The 17,853-nt window shown below is 72.0% G+C and carries 15 protein-coding genes; 5 read left to right on the forward strand and 10 right to left on the reverse strand.

From position 1 onward, the window contains the following. Nucleotides 1–99 precede the first annotated feature (99 nt). The 7 genes from MTDSW087_RS12180 to MTDSW087_RS12210 form a co-directional block, all read right to left on the reverse strand. Entirely contained in the window at nucleotides 100–1,764 is a 1,665-nt protein-coding gene (locus MTDSW087_RS12180) for a Na/Pi cotransporter family protein (RefSeq protein WP_144764166.1), read from the reverse strand. Further along, nucleotides 1,761–3,134 carry a (R)-1-hydroxy-2-aminoethylphosphonate ammonia-lyase gene (gene pbfA, locus MTDSW087_RS12185; RefSeq protein ID WP_144764168.1) on the reverse strand — a complete coding sequence of 458 codons (1,374 nt, stop codon included), beginning with the start codon at nucleotides 3,132–3,134 and terminating at the stop codon, nucleotides 1,761–1,763. Before pbfA ends, MTDSW087_RS12180 begins: the two co-directional genes overlap by 4 nt. 1 nt (nucleotide 3,135) lies before the next feature. Further along, nucleotides 3,136–4,860 (reverse strand): putative 2-aminoethylphosphonate ABC transporter permease subunit, encoded by a 1,725-nt coding sequence (locus MTDSW087_RS12190; RefSeq protein WP_144764170.1) that lies wholly within the window; start codon nucleotides 4,858–4,860, stop codon nucleotides 3,136–3,138. Between the two features lie 25 nt (nucleotides 4,861–4,885). After that, on the reverse strand, nucleotides 4,886–5,983 hold the full coding sequence (locus MTDSW087_RS12195) for a putative 2-aminoethylphosphonate ABC transporter ATP-binding protein (RefSeq protein ID WP_144764172.1): 1,098 nt from the start codon (nucleotides 5,981–5,983) through the stop codon (nucleotides 4,886–4,888). Nucleotides 5,984–6,027: 44 nt separating this feature from the next. Beyond that, nucleotides 6,028–7,044 (reverse strand): putative 2-aminoethylphosphonate ABC transporter substrate-binding protein, encoded by a 1,017-nt coding sequence (locus MTDSW087_RS12200; protein WP_144764174.1) that lies wholly within the window; start codon nucleotides 7,042–7,044, stop codon nucleotides 6,028–6,030. A 228-nt stretch (nucleotides 7,045–7,272) separates the two neighbouring features. Next, a complete protein-coding gene (gene phnX, locus MTDSW087_RS12205; RefSeq protein ID WP_144764176.1) occupies nucleotides 7,273–8,100 on the reverse strand; it encodes a phosphonoacetaldehyde hydrolase in 828 nt (275 codons plus the stop codon). Between the two features lie 21 nt (nucleotides 8,101–8,121). Then, the gene (locus MTDSW087_RS12210) at nucleotides 8,122–9,231 is read right to left on the reverse strand and encodes a 2-aminoethylphosphonate--pyruvate transaminase (RefSeq protein WP_144764178.1); all 1,110 of its coding nucleotides are present in this window, start codon (nucleotides 9,229–9,231) and stop codon (nucleotides 8,122–8,124) included. A gap of 118 nt (nucleotides 9,232–9,349) precedes the next feature. On the opposite strand from MTDSW087_RS12210, the gene MTDSW087_RS12215 reads away from it, so the two are divergent. From MTDSW087_RS12215 to MTDSW087_RS12230, 4 genes are all read left to right on the forward strand, one after another. Further along, entirely contained in the window at nucleotides 9,350–10,231 is an 882-nt protein-coding gene (locus MTDSW087_RS12215; protein ID WP_144764180.1) for a LysR substrate-binding domain-containing protein, read from the forward strand. Further along, nucleotides 10,228–11,028, forward strand: a complete 801-nt coding sequence (locus MTDSW087_RS12220) for a DeoR/GlpR family DNA-binding transcription regulator (RefSeq protein ID WP_144764182.1) — start codon at nucleotides 10,228–10,230, stop codon at nucleotides 11,026–11,028. Before MTDSW087_RS12215 ends, MTDSW087_RS12220 begins: the two co-directional genes overlap by 4 nt. A gap of 177 nt (nucleotides 11,029–11,205) precedes the next feature. Beyond that, entirely contained in the window at nucleotides 11,206–13,626 is a 2,421-nt protein-coding gene (locus MTDSW087_RS12225; protein ID WP_144764326.1) for a GcvT family protein, read from the forward strand. Further along, nucleotides 13,623–14,462: an EamA family transporter gene (locus tag MTDSW087_RS12230; RefSeq protein WP_144764184.1), complete on the forward strand. Its 840-nt coding sequence runs from the start codon at nucleotides 13,623–13,625 to the stop codon at nucleotides 14,460–14,462. Before MTDSW087_RS12225 ends, MTDSW087_RS12230 begins: the two co-directional genes overlap by 4 nt. A gap of 18 nt (nucleotides 14,463–14,480) precedes the next feature. Here MTDSW087_RS12230 and MTDSW087_RS12235 read toward each other — a convergent pair whose 3' ends face one another. Both MTDSW087_RS12235 and alr read right to left on the reverse strand, forming a co-directional pair. Then, entirely contained in the window at nucleotides 14,481–15,746 is a 1,266-nt protein-coding gene (locus MTDSW087_RS12235) for a D-amino acid dehydrogenase (protein ID WP_144764186.1), read from the reverse strand. 8 nt (nucleotides 15,747–15,754) lie between these two features. Then, nucleotides 15,755–16,912 (reverse strand): alanine racemase, encoded by a 1,158-nt coding sequence (gene alr / locus MTDSW087_RS12240; protein ID WP_144764188.1) that lies wholly within the window; start codon nucleotides 16,910–16,912, stop codon nucleotides 15,755–15,757. A gap of 143 nt (nucleotides 16,913–17,055) precedes the next feature. Here alr and MTDSW087_RS12245 point away from each other — a divergent pair, with 143 nt between their 5' ends. Then, the gene (locus MTDSW087_RS12245; RefSeq protein WP_144764190.1) at nucleotides 17,056–17,514 is read left to right on the forward strand and encodes an Lrp/AsnC family transcriptional regulator; all 459 of its coding nucleotides are present in this window, start codon (nucleotides 17,056–17,058) and stop codon (nucleotides 17,512–17,514) included. A 30-nt stretch (nucleotides 17,515–17,544) separates the two neighbouring features. Here the strand turns inward: MTDSW087_RS12245 and MTDSW087_RS12250 are convergent, their stop codons facing one another. Then, nucleotides 17,545–17,796 (reverse strand): hypothetical protein, encoded by a 252-nt coding sequence (locus tag MTDSW087_RS12250; protein ID WP_144764192.1) that lies wholly within the window; start codon nucleotides 17,794–17,796, stop codon nucleotides 17,545–17,547. Nucleotides 17,797–17,853 lie beyond the last annotated feature (57 nt).

Below are 17,853 nucleotides of genomic sequence, written 5' to 3' on the forward strand. Positions count from 1 at the left end.
CGCGGCGCGAGGTCGGCCCCGGCTTCCCGTCCGGGGCGCAGCATGGCGGGCGCGGCGCGCCGCACATTGATTCACCGCAAGCGCCAGGGCGCTCCGGCGTCAGCCGGAGCGGGCGAATTCCCCGTTCGCCGCGCGAAGGCGGCTGTCCAGCAACTCGCCGCGCGTCCTCAGGATCGGATAGGCCGCCGAGGCGACCAGATGATCGTTGATGCGCTTGATGTCGCGCACGAGATCGAGATCGACGGCCTGAGCCGACGCGTCGAGGCCGGGCTCGTCGCGCAGATGCGCGACATGCGAGGCGATGCGCTTCTCCTCCAGGCTCCGGAACCCGTGCTTCTCGTCCGCGAGGCGGCGGGCCAGCACCTCGTCCTCGGTCACGAGGAGCGAGGCGGCGGTGCGGAGATTGGCGGAGAGCCGGTCGATCATAGCGGTCAGGTCCGCATCCTGGCGTCGCGCCGGCCGGCCGACCTGCTTCCGCCTGCGGCCGATCTGCGCGACGACGTTGCGCGAGAGGACGTCGGCGGCGTGGCCGATCTGGACGGTGAAGCTGACGAGGGTGGCGAGGCGGCGCTGCTCGGCCTCGGTGAGCGCCTCGGGATCGAGCCGCGCGAGAAAGCGCTGCACATCCGCCCCGCGCGCGTCGATGTCGTGCTCGGCGAGCCGGATGCGCTCCTGCTGGCCGGCATCGGCGGAGATCAGGCGGACGGCGTCGGTCAGCATGACCTCGAGCCGGTCAGCCATGCGCAGGGCGTGGCGTGCGGCGAGGCCGAGGGCGATCGAGGGCGTCTCGGCGAGGCCCTCGTCGAGGCGGAGCGGCGGATCGGCCGGCGAGGCCGCAGGATCGGGCAGGAGCCGCCGGACGAGCATCGCCAGGGGCTGGAGCAGGGGAAGGCCGATCACGGCGAGAGCGAGGTTGAACAGGACGTGGAAGTCGGCGACCAGCACCCGGCCGCCCCCTGCGAGCAGCACGAGGCCGTCCGCGAGCCAGGGCAGGAGGGGCAGGGCCACGGCGCAGCCGCCGAGGCGGACGATCAGGTTGCCGAGGGCGACGCGCCGGCCCGCGGCCTCGCGGCTCGCCAGGAGCGGGTTGAGCGAACTGCCGAGATTGGCCCCGAGCACGAGGGCGAGCGCCGTCTCCGCCGAGACGATGCCTTGCTGCGCGAAGGCGGCCACGAGCAGCACGACGGCGACGCTCGAATGGGCTGCCCAGGCGAGGATCGCGGCGAGCAGGGCCGCGATGATCGGATCCGCCGAGACGGCCCGGAGCAGGGCGTGCAGGCCCGGAGCGGCGGAATAGGGCTCCAGCGTCGCGACGAGCTGGATCAGGGCCAGCAGCACGAGGCCGAGCCCGATCGCGATCCGTCCGAGGGCCCGGCCCTTGGGCCCGCTCGCACGGCGGAAGGCGACGGCGCCGATCAGCACGAGGATCGGGGCGGCCTTCGCGACATCGAAGGAGAGCGCCTTCACGATGAGCGCCGTGCCGACATTGGCGCCGAGCATCACGGCAAGCGCCGGAACCAGCTCGACGAGTCCGCCGGCCGCGAAGCTCGTCGCCATCAGGCCGGTCGCTGTGCTGCTCTGGAGGAGCATCGTGACGCCGAGGCCCGCGAGCAGCGCCTTCAGCGGGTGGCCGAGGCTCCGCGCGAGCACGCGCTGCAGGTCGGCGCCGTAGGCGCGCTGCACCCCGGTGCGGATCATGTGGATGCCCCAGAGGAGCAGGGCCACCCAGCCGGCGAGGTCGAGGAGGAGGAGGGTGCCGGTCATGGCCGCCCTCCCGAGACGTCGGCGATGGCCGCCTCCAGGATCGCGAGGGCATCGAGCATCTGCGCCTCGCTCACCACGAGCGGCGGCGTCAGGGTCAGCACGTTGCCCATGGTGGTCTTGAAGGACAGGCCGGCATCGAGGGCGCGGTAGAGCGCCGCCTCGGCGAGGTCGGAATCGGGCTCCCGGGTCTCGCGGTCGCGCACCAGCTCGATCCCGATGAGGCAGCCGCGGCCGCGCACGTCGCCGATGGCCGGCAGCCGCGCTTTCATCGCCTCGAGCCGGTCGAGGGCGAGCGCGCCGACCCGGGCGGCGTTGGCGACGAGATCCTCGTCCTCGATGATCGCGAGGGTCTCCAGCGCCGCGCGGGCGGTCACCGGGTTCTTCTCGTGGGTGTAGTGCCCGAAGGCCCAGTCCCCGCCGACGTCGAGGCTCCGGTCGGCGACCACCGCCGCGATCGGCAGGATGCCGCCGCCGAGCCCCTTGCCGAGGACGAGGATGTCCGGGACCACGCCGTCATGCTCGCAGGAGAACATGCGGCCGGTCTTGCCGAGACCGGTGGGGATCTCGTCGAAGATCAGCAGGACGCCGTGGCGGTCGCAGATGGCGCGCACCTCCGCCCAGAAGCCCGGCGGGGCCAGGTAGGGCACGGCGCGCGTCGGCTCGGCGACCAGGGCGGCGACGTCGCTGTCGCGGGCGAGCACGTAGTCGATCATCCGGGCGCAGGCCCGGCCGCTCGCCTCAGGGCTCTCCGTGCCGTAGGGGCAGCGGTAGCCGCCGAAGGGCGCCACGTGGAGCGCGCCCGCGACCAGCGGCCCGGCCGGCCCCGAGCGGAACAGCATCTCGCCCGACATCGCCGCGGAGCCGGTGCCGGCCCCGTGGAAGGCGTCCCAGAAGGACAGGGTCTTGTGCCGGCCGGTCGCCGCGCGGGCAACCTTCACGGCGACCTCGACCGCGTCCGAGCCGCCGGTCGTGAACAGGACCTTGCCGAGGTCGCCCGGGGTGATTGCGCCGAGCTTCTCGGCGAGCGCCAGCGAGGGGGCGCAGGCGTAGCGGCGCGGCGCGAAGGGCAGGGCGTCCATCTGATCGGCGATCGCCCGCTTGAGGCGCGGATGCCCGTAGCCGATGTGGTGGACGTTGTTGCCGTGGAAATCCATGTAGCGGCGTCCCGCCACGTCCTCGATCCAGATGCCCTCGGCCCGCGCGATGGCGTTGAGGCAGGGCGTCGAGACCGACTGGTGCAGGAAGGCGCGCGCGTCGCGGGCGAGCAGGCCGCGCGTCTCACCGTCGAGGCTGCGGGCCTGCCAGGCGGCGCGTCGGCCGGTGAGGTTGGTGTCGCTCTCGGATTCGGCGATTCCCAGGGGACGGCTCATGTCAGGCCTCGCGACGGCGCCAGCGCTGCAGGTGCGCGACGACCCCCCATCCGATCAACGCGAGAAGGAGCCGTGCGGTCAGCGCGGTCGCCATGATGACGCTCGCCATCGCCGCGGCGGAGGCGGTGGTGCCGGCCTCGTCCATGTGGACGATGGCGATGGAGGCGAGCTTGGTATCGGCCCCGTAGAGGAAGATCACCGCCGAGACCGTCGTCATGGCGTTGACGAAGAGGTAGACGGCGAGTTCCAGCACGGTCGGCAGGCAGATCGGCAGGCTGACCCGGGTGAAGGTCCGCCAGAACGGCACCTTGAGCGAGGCCGAGACCGCCTCGAACTCGGGATCGATCTGCTTGAGCGCCGTCGTCGCGGTCACGTGGGCGACGGTGTAGTAGTGCGCGAGCGTATTGATCGCGAGCAGGGCCAGCGAGCCGTAGAGGACGTTGAGCGGGTTCCAGGGCGCGTTGAAGAAGAACACGTAGCCGAGGCCGAGGACGAGGCCGGGCACCGCGAGCGGCAGCATGGCGAGGAGCTGCGCCACCATCCGGCCGGCGGGGAAGACCTTCAGCTTCTCGATCAGGTAGGCGCCGGAGAAGACCACCACGGTGCCGATGGCGGCGACCGATCCCGCCATGGCGAGCGAGTTCCAGTAGGGCGACCAGCCATCGGCATCGGTGGCGGCGAAGTCGTAATGGTCGAAGGTGAGGGCGAGGTTGTAGGGCCAGTAGCGGATGAAGGAGGCCCAGACCGCGACGCCGTAGGTGCCCACGATCACGCCCGCCACGCCGAGCGCGTAGGCGAGGGACAGGCGGTCGCGCAGGCGCCGCGGCTTCGGCTCGTAGGGCACCGAGCGGGCCGAGAGGAGGGCGGACTGGCGGCGCTGGATCATCCGGTCCACCGCGAAGGCGAGCACGGCAGGCACCAGCATCAGCAACCCGACGACGGCGCCCATCGGGAAATTCTGCTGGCCGACCACCTGCCGGTAGGCGTCGGTGGCGAGCACGGAATACTGGCCGCCGATCACCTTCGGGATGCCGAAATCGGTCACGACCAGGGTGAAGACCACGAAGCCCGCGCTGACGAGGCCGTAGCGCGCGCCGGGCAGCGTCACGGTGGCGAAGGTGCGCAGCCGGCTCGTGCCCATGGCGGCGGCGGCCTCGTAGAGGCGCCCGTCGGAGAGGGAGAGCGCGGTCGTCAGGATGATCAGCGCGTGCGGGAAGGCGTAAAGGCACTCGGCGATCACGATGCCGATCGGCCCGTAGACCGAGTGCCCGAACAGGAGCCCGCGCAGGAAACCCTGGTTGCCCAGGATGTAGGTGAGCGCGATGCCCGACAGCAGCGAGGGCGCGAAGATCGGCAGCAGCGCTGCGGCCAGGAACAGGCCCTTGAACGGCATGGCCGTGCGCGTCAGCGCATAGGCGTAGCCGAAGGCGAGCGGCACCACGAGCGCCACCGCGAGCGCGGCGATGGTGAGGCTGTTGACGAGGGCCTCGACGAGGGTCGGCGTCGCGAAATAGGTGCGGAAATTGGCGATTCCGGCAAAGCCCCCGCTCGGCCCCTCGAAGCTCTTGATCAGCAGCGCCCCGAGCGGCAGCGCGATGATCAGGACGAGGAGCACGCAGAGCGCCGCGACGAGGCCCGCGGCGATCGCCGATTCCGGGACGCGGCGGCGGGCGGTCACCGGCGCGCCGGCGTCGGGCAGGGGCAGGGTGATCGCTGCATCGCTCATCGCGTCCGGGCCTCCGTCTCGTCGATCAGGCCGCGGAGACCTGCGGGAAGGCGCGCAGCGCCCGGGGCGGCAGCGCGACGTAGAGGTATTGTCCCTCGGCGAGCCGCAGGTCGCCGAACAGGTTGGCCGAGAGGTCGGCGACGAGGCTGCAGCCAAGGTCGCGGCTCGGCTCCAGCCGCGCCCGGTAGAAGGAGCCAAGGAATTCGAGGCTCTTCACCCGCACCTCGATCGCGTTGACGTCGCCCGCGGCGACGCCCCCGACCCGGATCTCCTCCGGCCGGAAGCCGAGGCGCACGGGGCTGCCCGGCACGAAGCCGCGCCCGTCCTCGCAGACGAGATCCACCGCGCCGACGCGTAGCGCCTGCGACTGCGAGACCGTCCCGTCGAGGAAGGTCATCGCGCCGATGAAGTCGGCGACGAAGGCGGTCGCCGGGTTGCGGTAGATCTCCTCCGGCGTGCCGACCTGCTCGATCCGGCCGTGGTTCATCACCACGACGCGGTCGGCCATGGCGAGCGCCTCCTCCTGATCGTGGGTGACCATGATCGTGGTGATGCCGAGACGCTTCTGGAGCGAGCGGATCTCCTCGCGCAGGCGGATGCGGACCTTGGCGTCGAGGGCGGAGAGCGGCTCGTCGAGGAGCAGCAGCGAGGGCGAGGTGGCGAGCGCGCGGGCGAGGGCGATGCGCTGCTGCTGCCCGCCCGAGAGCTGGACCGGATACTTCGCCGCCTGGTCGGGCAGGCCGACCAGGGCGAGGAGCTCGGCGACGCGGGCCTTGATCCGGTCGCGCTTCATCCGGCGGTTGACGAGCCCGTAGGCGACGTTGTCCGCCACCGTGAGGTTCGGGAACAGGGCGTAGGACTGGAAGACGATGCCGAAATCCCGCTCCGCCGGGGCCGCGTCCGAGACGTCGACCCCGCCCATCGCGATGCGGCCCTCGTCCTGGCGGTCGAGGCCCGCGATGATGCGCAGGAGCGTGGTCTTGCCGCAGCCGGAGGGACCGAGGAAGCAGACGAAGGCGCCGCGCGGGATCGCGAGGTCGATCCCGTCCAGGGCGAGGAAGCTGCCGTAGCTCTTCGAGAGGCCCTGAACCTTCAGGAACGGTGTGGGATCGGGTCTCGTCATGCCACTCTCGCTCCTCGACGCGTCGCGCTTCGCCTGCCCCGGTCCTACTTCTTGGCGGCCTTCGCCTCGTAGCGGCGCGACCACTCGGCCAGGATGCGGTCGCGGTTCTCGGCCATCCAGCCGAGGTCGTTCTTGATCATGCCCGCCTCGGCATTGGCCGGATAGTTGGCCGGGGCGCTCGACACGCCCGGATAGGCGACGATCGCGTAGCTCTTCGCGTAGAGCTCGCTCGCGGCCTTGGTGGCCCCCCAGTCGGCGACCTTCTTGGCGAGCGCCAGGTTCTTCGCGCCCGCCACCACCGCCATGGCCTCCTCGTCCCAGCCGGTGCCGTCGGCGGGCACGACGACCTCGATCGGCGCGCCCTTGGTCTTCTCGGAGGCGCCGCGCATGTCGAGGGAGAGGCCCGCCGTGCGCTCGCCGCGGGCGGCCTGGACGCAGGGCGCCGAGCCCGAATGGAGATAGGCCGCGATGTTGTCGTGGAGGCGGTCCATGAAGGCCCAGCCCTTCTCCTCGCCCATGCTCTGGAGCCAGCCGGCCACCATCAGGTATCCGGTGCCCGAGGAGGCCGGGTGCGGCATCACGATCTTGCCCTTGAGGCCGGGCTGGAGGAGGTCCTCCCAGCGCTGGGGCGTCTTCACGCCGTCGCGGCCGGCTTCCGCGGTGTTGAAGCAGACGACGCCGAGATAGGCGTCCATGCCGGTCCAGGTGTAGGGCGCCTTCGGGTCCCGGAACGCCTCCTTCAGGGCATCGGCCCCGGCCGGCTTGTACTCGGCCAGCAGGTTGAGCTTCTCGAACATCAGCAGGCTCGAGGCGGCGAGCCCGATCACCATGTCGGCGCGCGGATTGTCCTTCTCCGCCAGGAAGCGGGCGGTGATGACGCCCGTGGAATCGCGCACCCAGACCACCTCGGCCTCGGGCACCGCCCGCTCGATGGCCGCCTTGAAGGGGCCGAGCTGGTCGTTCTCCAGGGCGGTGTAGATCGTAAGCTTCGTCCGCTCGGCCGCCTGCGCCGCCGATCCGGCTAGAGCGAGGACGAGGGCAACGGTCGAGAAGAACTTCATGCGCGGGGCTCCAGCATCGAACTGTACCGGGCGCACATAGCTCCGGCATGATGACAGTAGAAAGACAATACCACCCGGCGACAAGTTTGTAGTTTTTGCAAGCGTGCGCAGTTTTTGGGCGATCTAGTCAGAGAAAATCTTCCATTCTGTTTGGCATGACTTCGCGATATCGCCCGATGTGGTCGGACGATACGGGGCGTCCAGTGGTGGCCGGCGCGGGCGCCGGCGTCAGCAGGCCTGCGGCATGCGGCCGGCCGCGAGCAGCCCCTCGATGTCGGCGATCACGCCGGGCAGGTCGGCGATGGTGTCGATGAGGAAGTGCGGCCGCGAATCGGCGAAGAGGGCCTTGATCCGGTTGCGCTCGGCGGCGAGTTGGTCGGCGGTCAGCGCCTTGAACGCCTCGTAGCTCAGGCCCATCGCGTTGCCGGAGCAGGTGAGCGCCACCGTCCACATGCCGGCCTTGCGGCCTTCGAGGATACCGGGGACGGTGTCGTCCACCTTCACGCAGGCGGCGACGTCATCGATCCCGAGGGCGATGACGTTGGCGAGAGCCTGGGCCGGGTAGGGACGACCGTTCGGCACCTCGTCGGTGGCGACCACGTGGTCGGCCTCGTAGCCGTTGGTCCGGGCGAGCGCGACGACGCGCTCCATCACGCAGGCCGGGTAGCCCGAGCAGGAGCCGATCCTGATGCCGCGGGCGCGCAATTGGGCGATCGCGTCGAGGGCGCCCGGGATGATGCCGGAATGCGCGGCGATCTTCTCGATCTGCAGCGGCATGAAGCGCTCGTAGATCGCGGTCACGTCGGCGTCCGTCGGCGTGCGGCCGAACCTCTCCGCATAGCGGGCGGCGATTTGCGGCTCGTTGCAGAGGGTGCGGATGTGGTCCCACTTGCCCATGCCCATCGGCCCGCGCGCCTCTTCCAGGCTGACCGCGACGCCGAACTCGCCGAAGGCCTCGACGAAGATCTGGGTGGGGGCGAAGGAGCCGAAATCGACCACCGTTCCGGCCCAGTCCAGGACCACCGCCTGGACGGATCTCGGGTTCTCGTAAGGCATGGCGCGCTCCCGGCGGAGGGTTCAGAGGGTCTCGATGCGGAGTTCGCGGAAGGTCTCGGCCACTGCCTCGACCGCGCGTTCCATGTCGGTGGGCTCGACGGCGCCGATGCAGCCGACCCGGAAGGTCTCCACCTGGGTGAGCTTGCCCGGATAGAGGATGAAGCCCTTGGCCCGCACCGCCTGGTAGAAGTCCGCGAAGCGGTAGCGCCCGTCGCGCGGGGCGTGGAAGGTGACGATGATCGGCGCCTGGATCTCGGGCGGCAGGAAGCTGCGCAGGCCGAGCCGCCGCATGCCGGCGATCAGGGTCTCGCAGTTGCGCGCGTAGCGGGCGTGGCGGGCCGGCAGGCCGCCCTCGTCCTCGTACTGGAGCAGCGCCTCGTGCAGGGCCGCGACCACATGGGTCGGCGGCGTGAAGCGCCACTGGCCGGTGCGCTGCATGTAGAGGTGCTGGTCGCGCAGATCGAGCGCGAGGGAGGCGATGTTGCCCTCGGCCGCCAGCAGCGCCTCCTCGCGAGCGAGGACGAAGCCCATGCCCGGCACGCCCTCCAGGCATTTGCCCGAGGCCGCGATCAGCGCCTCGAAGGGTACGGCGCGCGCGTCGATCGGCAGCGCCCCGAACGAGCTCATCGCGTCGATGATCAGGCGGCGGCCGTGCCGGGCCACCACGGTGGCGATCTCGGGCAGCGGGTTGAGGATGCCGGTGGAGGTCTCGCAATGGATCAGGCCGACATGAGTGACCGCGCGATCCTCGGCGAGCAGCCGGTCGACGGCCTCCGGCGTGGTCGGCACGTCCTCGGGCGTCTCGTAGACGCTGTGGTCGCGCCCGAGCATCTCGCAGATCTTCGCGAGGCGCTTGCCGTAGGCGCCGTTGACGAGGACGAGCATCTTGCCCGTCCGCGGCACGAAGGTGCCGACCGCCGCCTCCACCGCGAAGGTGCCGCTGCCCTGGAGCGGCACGCAGGCATGGCTGCCGGAGCCGTTCGCGATCGCCACGAGCTTGTCGCAGAGGCTGGCGGTGAGCCCGTTGAAGCTGCCGTCCCAGGAGCCCCAGTCGGTCAGCATCGCCGCGCGGGTGCGCTCGGAGGTCGTGAGGGGGCCCGGGGTCAGGAGGATGGGAGCGGAGGAAGCCATGATCGCCCTCGATCGTCCGTGCCGGATCGCTGCGGACGAGGAGGATCTTGCGTTCGCGCTCCCATCAGATCAAATCGTTTGTCGTGATGTTTCCCATCAGTCAGGCCGATGGATCGCGATGAACCTGTTCCAGCTCCGCGCCTTCGACGCCGTGTCCCGCGAGGGCAGCTTCACCCGCGCGGCCAAGCGCCTGAGCATCAGCCAGCCGGCCGTGACCGGGCACGTGAAGGCGCTGGAGGAGCGCTACGACCTCGTCCTGTTCCGCCGCACCGCCCGCAGCGCCGAGCTGACGCCCCAGGGCGAGGCGCTGGCGGCGCTGACGCGGCCCTTGTTCGGCCTCGTCGAGCAGGCCGAGGACCTGCTCCTGGCGAACCGCGCCCTGGTCACCGGGCGCATCGAGATCGCAGCCGATTCGCCCCACGTGGTGATGCCGCTGCTGGCGCGCCTGCGTGCACGGCATCCCGGCATCACGGTCGGCTTGAGCCTCGGCAACGCGGCCGAGACCTACGAGGCCCTGCTGACCGAGCGGGCGAGCATCGGCGTGGTGACGGAGGCCGAGCCGCGCGAGGAGCTTCACCTCGAGGCGCTGGCGGTCTCGGAGGTCCGCGCCGTGCTGGCCCGGAGCCACCCCCTCGCAGGGCGCGCGGCCCTCGACCTCGCCGAACTCGACGGGCAGGCGATGGTCCTGCGCGAGCCCACCTCGGTCACCCGCCGGACCTTCGACCGCGCCTGCCGCGCCCGCGGCGTCGAGCCCCTGGTCCTGATGGAACTCGACAGCCGCGAGGCGGTGATCGAGGCCGCCGCCGCCGGGATCGGCATCGGCATCGTGTCCTCCCTCGAATGCGGCGAGGACGGGCGCATCCACGCAATCCCGATCGCCGGGGCGGACCTGTCGAACCGGCATGCCATCGCCTGCCTCGCCCGCCGCCGCTCGCTGCGCCTGATCCGGGCGGTGCTCGACCTCGCCGCCGAGACGCAGCCCGAAGGAGCCCGCCCGTGAGCGCCGACGTCACCCCTTCCGCGCGCGCGATCGCCGCGCGCCGGCATGGCGAGATCCTGAAGCGCCTCGCCGCGGACGGGCATATCAGCGTCGAGGAGATGGCCGCGCGCTTCGCGGTCTCGCGCGAGACCATCCGGCGCGACCTCAAGACGCTCGCCGGCCGCGGCCAGCTCGCCATCGTGCATGGCGGCGCGACCCGCCGCTCCGACGAGCCGACGCTCGCCGTGCGCCAGGGCGACAACCCGGAGGGCAAGGCGGCGATCGGCCGGGCCGCGGCCGGCCTCGTCGAGGACGGCATGGTGCTGTTGCTCGATTCGGGCTCGACCACCCTGGCGGTCGCGCAGGCGCTGGCCGGCCCCGATCGCCCGGACTGGCGCGGGCTGACGGTCTGCACCAACAGCCTGTCGATCGGGCTCGTGCTCTGCCGGGTGCCCGGCATCCGTCTGCATATGCTGGGCGGCGAGGTGAACGGTGCGGACGAGGCGGCCTTCGGCACCGAGAGCATCGCCGCGCTGGCGCGCTTTCGCGCCGACCTCGCCTTCATCGGGGTCGGCGGCATCTCCGAATCGGGCGACCTCACCGACTTCGCGGTGCTGCCGACCGAGCTGCGCGCGGCGATGCTCGGCGCGGCCGAGCGCGGCTTCGTCGTGGTCGACCGCACGAAGTTCGGCCGCCTGACGCCGATCCGCCTGCAGCCGATCCCGCCGGGCACCGCCCTCATCGTCGACGCCGCTCCGCCATCTGCCATGGCCGAGGCCCTGGCGGCGCGCGCCCTTGGGATCATCGTTGCCGCTTGATGTGGTTTTTTGTGGTTTTCTGTTGCTTATTCGAGCAAGGCCGCGCTAGACCGCTCTCCGCCGACGTGGAAGCCGGTTCGGCGAGCGCGCGTGACAGCAAAGGTCTGGCGCTGTGCCCTGTCGCAACGCGATTGGGCGTGGCTCCAGGGCTCGGGCGAGCACAGGAGAGCCGCGATGATGGATGCCGCCTTCCCGACCCAGGCCCGGACCGTGATCGTCGGCGGCGGCATCGTCGGCACCTCGATCGCCTATCATCTCGCCGGTCTCGGCCAGCGCGACGTGGTCCTCGTGGAGCAGGGGCGCCTGTCGAGCGGCACTACCTGGCACGCGGCGGGCCTCGTCGGGCAGCTCCGCCAGCAGGCCGCGCTGACGCGTATGATTCGCTACTCGACCGGCCTCTACGAGCGGCTGGAGGCCGAGACGGGCCAGGCGACGGGGTGGAAGCGCTGCGGCTCGCTTACCGTGGCGCGCGCGCCCGAGCGCATGACGGTGCTCGCCCGCACCGTCGCGATGGCCCGCATGCAGGGTGTTGCCGTCGAGCCGATCTCCGCGGCGGAGGCCGGCCGCCTCTTCCCGCCGATGCGCCACGACGATCTGCTCGGCGCCGTCTGGCTGCCCGGGGACGGCAAGGCCAACCCGTCCGACGTGACGGCGGCGCTGGCGCGGGGAGCCCGTGCGGGCGGCGCCCGCCTGTTCGAGAAGACCCGCGTCCGCGCGATCGAAACGGTGAACGGCCGCGCCGCCGCCGTAGTGACGGAGCGCGGCCGCATCGCCTGCGAGACGGTGGTGATCGCCGCCGGGCAATGGTCGCGGCAGGTCGGCGCCCTGTGCGGGGTCGCGGTGCCGCTGCATTCGGCCGAGCACATGTACGTGGTCACCGAGGCGATACCCGGTGTCCATCCGGACCTGCCCGTGATGCGCGACCCCGACGGCTACATCTACTTCAAGGAGGAGGTCGGCGGGCTCGTGATGGGCGGGTTCGAGCCGCAGGCCAAGCCCTGGGGCATGGCCGGCATCCCCGAGGATTTCGAGTTCCAGCTCCTGCCCGACGACTGGGACCAGTTCGAGATCCTGATGGAGAACGCGATCCAGCGCGTCCCGGCCCTGGAGACCGCCCCGGTCAAGCTCTTCCTCAACGGGCCGGAGAGCTTCACGCCGGACAACAACTGCCTGCTCGGGCCGGCGCCCGAATGCGAGGGCGTCTTCGTCGCGGCCGGCTTCAATTCGGCGGGCATCGCGCTCGGCGGTGGCGCCGGCCGGGCTCTCGCGGAATGGATCGTGGCCGGCGAGCCGACGGACGACCTCTGGGCGGTCGATATCCGCCGCTTCGGGCGCTTCAACGCGAATCCGGCCTGGCTGCACGACCGGGTGAAGGAGACGCTCGTCCTGCACTACGCCATGCCCTGGCCGAACCGCGAGCTCGAATCGGCCCGGCCGCTGCGCCGCTCGCCCCTGCACGACCGCCTCGCCGCCAAGGGCGCGGTGTTCGGCTCGAAGATGGGCTGGGAGCGGCCGAACCGGTTCGCGCCCGGGGAGGCCGCCGCCCCGCCCGCCTACGGGTTCGGCCGCGGCCCCTGGCTCGCGGCGGTGGCCGCCGAGCAGCGCGCCGTCCACGAGGCGGTCGGCCTCGTCGACATGACGAGCCTCGGCAAGCTCCTGGTGCAGGGGCGCGACGCCCTCGCCGTGCTCCAGACCCTGTGCGCCGCTGATCTCGCCATGGCGGTCGGCGAGAGCCGCTACGCGCCGATCCTGAACCGGCGCGGCGGCATCGAGAGCGAGGTGATGGCGCTGCGCCTCGCGGACGACGCCTTCCTCCTGACGACCGGCTCCGGCCAGGCGGTGCGCGACGCGCATCTCGTCCGCCGCGCGATTGCCGCCGATTGCCACGCCGTCCTCACTGACGTGACCTCGGCCTATGCCGTCCCGGCGCTCGCCGGCCCGCGGACGTCGGACCTGCTCGGGCGCGTCGGGCGGTCACGGCTGTCCGACATCCCACCGGAGGGCTCGGCCGAGATCGAGATCGGCTACGCGACGGTCCGCGCCGTGCGGCGCAGCTACATCGCGGCCGACGGAGTCGAGCTTCTGGTGCCGACCGAGTTCGCGGCCGGGGTCTATGACAGCCTCGCCGCGGCGGGCGCGGCGCTTGGCCTGCGCGATATCGGCTTCCAGGCGGTCGATGCCCTGAGGATCGAGCGTGGCCACCCGGCCTGGGGCCGCGACATCGGCCCGGGCACGACGCCCGCCGAGGCCGGGCTCGACGGCGTTCTCGCCTTCGCCAAGCCGAGCTTCACGGGCCGCGAGGCGGCCTTCGCCGCCCGCGCCGCGCCGCCGGCCCAGCGCCTCGTCCACCTCACCTGCGACCTGCCGGACGACGCCATGGCCTGGGGCGGCGAGCCGATCCTGCGCGACGGCGATCCCGTCGGCGAGATCACCTCCGCGGCCTGGAGCGAGCGGCTCGGCGGCCTCGTCGCGATCGGACGGATCGCGGGCGGGGAGGGCGTCGAGCAGCCGGGCCGCTCCTACGCGATCGACCTCGCCGGCCGGCTCCTGCCCGCCCGCCTCGCCATCCGTCCCTTCACCGCCGCGGAGGCCGCATGAGCGCCCCGGTCTTCGCCGCGGTGCTCGCCGCGGCCTGCATGCATGCCGGCTGGAACGCGCTGGTGAAGCTGCGCCTGGAACCGATCCTGACCATGGCGCTGATCACGGCGAGCGCGGGGGTGATCGCCCTGCCGGCGCTCGTGGTTCTCGGGCCGCCCATCCTGGCCGCATGGCCCTGGCTGTTCGGCTCGATCGTCCTGCATCTCGGCTACTACATCGCCCTGACGGAGGCCTACCGGCACGCCGATATGGGGCAGGTCTACCCGATCGCGCGGGGCAGCGCGCCGCTCCTCACGACCCTCGCCTCCCTCCTTGTGCTGGGCGAGCCGATAGCCCCGCTCGCCGCGGCCGGCATCGCGATCCTCTGCCTCGGCGTCGGCCTGATGGCCTTCGGCAGCCGCAACGGCCGACTGCAGCCGCGGGCCCTCGGCTGGGCGGGGCTGACCGCGCTGACGATCTGCGGCTACACCCTGGTCGACGGCATCGGCGCCCGCGTCGCGGGCGACGCCCACGCCTATTCGGCGGCCCTGTTCGTCGTGGACGGCATCCCGCTCATCACCTTCGTGCTGTGGCGGCGGGGCTTGAGCGTCCTGCATCAGCTCAAGGGCGTCGTGGTGCCGGGCCTGTTCGGCGGCCTGTTCTCGCTCGGCTCCTACTGGATCGCGATCTGGGCGATGACCGTCGCGCCGATCCCGCTCGTGGCGGCGCTCCGCGAGACCAGCGTGCTCGTGGCCGCGCTGATCTCGGTGACCATCCTCAAGGAGCCGCTCATCAGGGGCCGCGCGGTGGCGGCCGTGGTCATCCTCGCCGGCATCGCCGCGATGCGGCTCGCCTGACGCCCGTCAGATCACCGGTCACGCCGCTCGGCGGTAGCGGCCGACCGCGAGGTCGTCCGCGGCGATCTCGGGCGTGCGACTGGAGACGAGGTCGGCCAGGAGGCGCCCCGAGCCGCAGGCCATGGTCCAGCCGAGCGTGCCGTGGCCGGTATTGGTGTAGAGGTTGGCGAGCCGGGTCGCACCGACGATCGGCGTGCCGTCCGGCGTCATCGGGCGCAGGCCTGTCCAGAACCGCGCCTGGGCCACGTCGCCGCCCGCCGGGAACAGGTCGCCGAGCGAGCGGGCCAGGGTCTCGCGGCGCGGGGAGCGCAGGATCTGGCTGAATCCCGCCAGCTCCGCCGTGCCGCCGACCCGGATGCGGTCGCCGAGCCGCGTGATCGCGACCTTGTAGGTCTCGTCCATCACCGTGGAGACCGGGGCGGCCTCAGGGTCCGTCACCGGCAGGGTCAGCGAGTAGCCCTTCACCGGATAGACCGGCAGGTCGATTCCGAGCGGGCGCACCAAAGCCGGCGTGTAGCTGCCCATCGCCGCGACGTAGGCGTCCGCGCTCAGGACCTCGCCCGTGCCGGTGACGACGCCCATGACGGCGCCGCCCTCGCTGCGCAGGCCCGTGATCGCCGTGCCGTAGCGGAAGGTGACGCCCTGCGCCTCGCAGAGCGCGGCGAGCCGCTGCGTGAACAGATGCGCGTCGCCGGTCTCGTCGCCGGGCAGGCGCAGGCCGCCGACGAAGGTGCCGGACACCCGGGCGAGGGCCGGCTCGGCCGCGATGCAGCCGGCGGGATCGAGCACCGCGTAAGGCACGCCGTAGGCGTCGAGGACGCGGGTGTCGTCGGGGACGTGGTCGAGCTGCTTCTGCGTCCGGAAGAGCTGGAGCGTGCCCTGCTCGCGGTGATCGTAGGCGATGCCGGTCTCGGCGCGCAGGTCGCGGAGCGCGTCGCGGCTGTACTCGGCGAGCCGGACCATACGGCCCTTGTTGCGCGTATAGGCCTCCTCGGTGCAGTTCGCGAGCATCCGGGCGAGCCAGCCGTAGAGGCGCGGCTCCAGGCTCGGCCAGAGCACGAGCGGACGGTGGCGCATCATCAGCCATTTGAGCGCCTTGACCGGGATGCCGGGCGCCGCCCAGGGGGCCGAGTAGCCGGGCGAGACCTGACCAGCATTGGCGAAGCTGGTCTCCAGCCCGGCGCCGGGCTGGCGGTCGAGCACCGTGACCCGATGGCCGGCCTTGGCGAGGTACCAGGCCGAGGTGACGCCGACGACGCCGCCGCCGAGAACCAGAACGTGCATCGGATCTCTCAAGCCTCGCGATAGATGCGGTGGTAGCGGCTCCCGAGGCTCGTCAGCACCTCGTAGCCGATCGTGCCGGCGGCCTCGGCCAGGGCGTCCACGCCGTGGCCCGGCCCGATCAGGTCGACGAACCCGCCGAGCGGAACCGCGTCCGGCGGCACGTCCGTGACGTCGAGGATCAGGCTGTCCATCGAGACGCGTCCGACCCCCGCCAGCGGATGCGGACCGGCAAAAGCCATGCCGCGCCCGGAGGCGCTGCGCAGGTAGCCGTCGGCATAGCCGGCCGCGACGACGGCGAGGCGCATCGGGCGGTGCGCGACCGCGGCATGCCCGTAGCCGACGCCGTCTCCGGCCGCGACGTCGCGCAGCTGCAGGATGCGGGCCTGCAGGCGCACCACCGGCCGCATCGGGTTGGGGCGCCCGGGCTGCGGGTTCACGCCGTAGAGCGCGGCGCCCGGCCGGACGAGGTCGGCCTGGAATTCGGGGCCGAGGAAGATGCCGGACGAGGCCGCGAGGCTCGCGGGCACGCCCGGCAGCCGCGCGCGGAGGCTCGCGAAGGCCGCGCGCTGGTCGGCATTGGCCGGATGGTCCGGCGCGTCGGCGCAGGCGAGATGGCTCATGACGAGCCCGAGGGAGAGACCGGCGAGGCCGTCCGGCTCGGCGAGCAGCCGGTCGAGGCCCGCGCGCGGGAGGCCGAACCGGGCCATGCCGGTATCGACCTGCAGGATCGCCGGAAGAACCTCCCCGCGCCGCCGGGCGAGGGCGCGCCAGGCAGCGACCTGCTCAAGATCGTTGAGGACGGGGACGAGGTCCTCGGCGAGGCAGTCCGTCTCCGTGCCGGCCGGCGCGCCGTGCAGGATCGCGATCCGCGGGCCCCGGCCGAGGATGGCGCGCAGCGCGATGCCCTCCTCGAGATGGGCGACGAAGAAGTCGCGGCACCCCGCCCGCGCGAGGGTCGGCGCGACGCGGGCCGCCCCGAGCCCGTAGGCGTCGGCCTTGACCACCGCGGCGCAGGTGGCCCGCCCGGCCTGCCGGCGCAGGAAGCGGTAGTTCTCCGCGATGGCGGCGAGATCGATCGTCAGGATCGCGCCGGCGCGGCGGGCCGCGCTGCCGGCGAGAGGATCGGCCCGGGACGGATCGACGGAACGCGCAGCCAGGAACGCCATGCCACCGCCCCTCCGAGACCCCACCGATGCGGGCACCTCCAGGCTAGGCGAAGGATCCTCGAATTTCTCCGCGATGACGCGCAGAACCTCCCGCTGTAAGCTTGCCCGCGCAAGGATCTACGCCTCTCGCGAATCTTCTCCGAATGCCGAACATCGACGACATCGACCGCCGCATCATCCGCGTCCTGCGCGGCGAGGGGCGGATCAGCAATGCCGATCTCTCGGAGCGGGTCGGCCTCTCACCCTCCGCCTGCCACCGGCGCGTGCGCCTGATGGAGGAGACGGGCGTCATCCGGGGCTACGCGGCGCTGATCGACGCCCTGCCCGACGAGGGCGGCCTCGTCGTCGTCACGCAGATCACCCTCGACCGGCAGACGGAGGATTACCTCAACCGCTTCGAGGCCGCGGTGCGCCGCTGCCCGGAGGTGCGCGACTGCTACCTGATGACCGGCAGCGCGGATTACCTCGTGAAGCTGGAGGTGAAGGATGCGAGCGATTACGAGCGCCTGCACAAGGAGGTGCTCTCGCGCCTGCCGGGTGTCGCGCGCCTGCAATCGAGCTTCGCGATCCGGACGGTCGTCTCGCACGCGCCGCGAATCTAGATTTCGCAATCCCGCATGACGGGCCGGCGGCTATTGCGGCCGCTTGTCCGGCGCGATCGACCAGAAGCGGCGCGGCGAGAGCAGCATCTCGGTGGTGCCGACCGCGTGCTCGGCCGCGCGCGGCGGGCAGACGGGCTCAGGCGCGCGCGGCGCCGGGGCCGCAGCGACCACCGCGGGCCGGAGGCCGAGGCGGACCTGAAGGTCGGGATGGCGCAGGGCCGTGATCGTGCCGACGCAGGCGATCAGCGCGCCGGCCGTCGCGCCGAGCAGAAAGTTCATCATCTCCACGAATTCCCGGGGCTTTCGGCAGATCCCGATGCCGCCGGCATGGTTCCTCCG

Source organism: Methylobacterium dankookense, assembly GCF_902141855.1.
Classification (GTDB): Bacteria; Pseudomonadota; Alphaproteobacteria; order Rhizobiales; family Beijerinckiaceae; genus Methylobacterium; species Methylobacterium dankookense.

Bases quoted from the DNA above. Each gene is read 5' to 3' on its own strand.
- MTDSW087_RS12180 (WP_144764166.1), bottom strand. From the start codon at position 1,764: ATGACCGGCACCCTCCTCCTCCTCGACCTCGCCGGCTGGGTGGCCCTG.
- pbfA (WP_144764168.1), bottom strand. From the start codon at position 3,134: ATGAGCCGTCCCCTGGGAATCGCCGAATCCGAGAGCGACACCAACCTC.
- MTDSW087_RS12190 (WP_144764170.1), bottom strand. From the start codon at position 4,860: ATGAGCGATGCAGCGATCACCCTGCCCCTGCCCGACGCCGGCGCGCCG.
- MTDSW087_RS12195 (WP_144764172.1), bottom strand. From the start codon at position 5,983: ATGACGAGACCCGATCCCACACCGTTCCTGAAGGTTCAGGGCCTCTCG.
- MTDSW087_RS12200 (WP_144764174.1), bottom strand. From the start codon at position 7,044: ATGAAGTTCTTCTCGACCGTTGCCCTCGTCCTCGCTCTAGCCGGATCG.
- phnX (WP_144764176.1), bottom strand. From the start codon at position 8,100: ATGCCTTACGAGAACCCGAGATCCGTCCAGGCGGTGGTCCTGGACTGG.
- MTDSW087_RS12210 (WP_144764178.1), bottom strand. From the start codon at position 9,231: ATGGCTTCCTCCGCTCCCATCCTCCTGACCCCGGGCCCCCTCACGACC.
- MTDSW087_RS12215 (WP_144764180.1), top strand. From the start codon at position 9,350: ATGAACCTGTTCCAGCTCCGCGCCTTCGACGCCGTGTCCCGCGAGGGC.
- MTDSW087_RS12225 (WP_144764326.1), top strand. From the start codon at position 11,206: ATGGATGCCGCCTTCCCGACCCAGGCCCGGACCGTGATCGTCGGCGGC.
- MTDSW087_RS12230 (WP_144764184.1), top strand. From the start codon at position 13,623: ATGAGCGCCCCGGTCTTCGCCGCGGTGCTCGCCGCGGCCTGCATGCAT.
- MTDSW087_RS12235 (WP_144764186.1), bottom strand. From the start codon at position 15,746: ATGCACGTTCTGGTTCTCGGCGGCGGCGTCGTCGGCGTCACCTCGGCC.
- alr (WP_144764188.1), bottom strand. From the start codon at position 16,912: ATGGCGTTCCTGGCTGCGCGTTCCGTCGATCCGTCCCGGGCCGATCCT.
- MTDSW087_RS12245 (WP_144764190.1), top strand. From the start codon at position 17,056: ATGCCGAACATCGACGACATCGACCGCCGCATCATCCGCGTCCTGCGC.
- MTDSW087_RS12250 (WP_144764192.1), bottom strand. From the start codon at position 17,796: ATGATGAACTTTCTGCTCGGCGCGACGGCCGGCGCGCTGATCGCCTGC.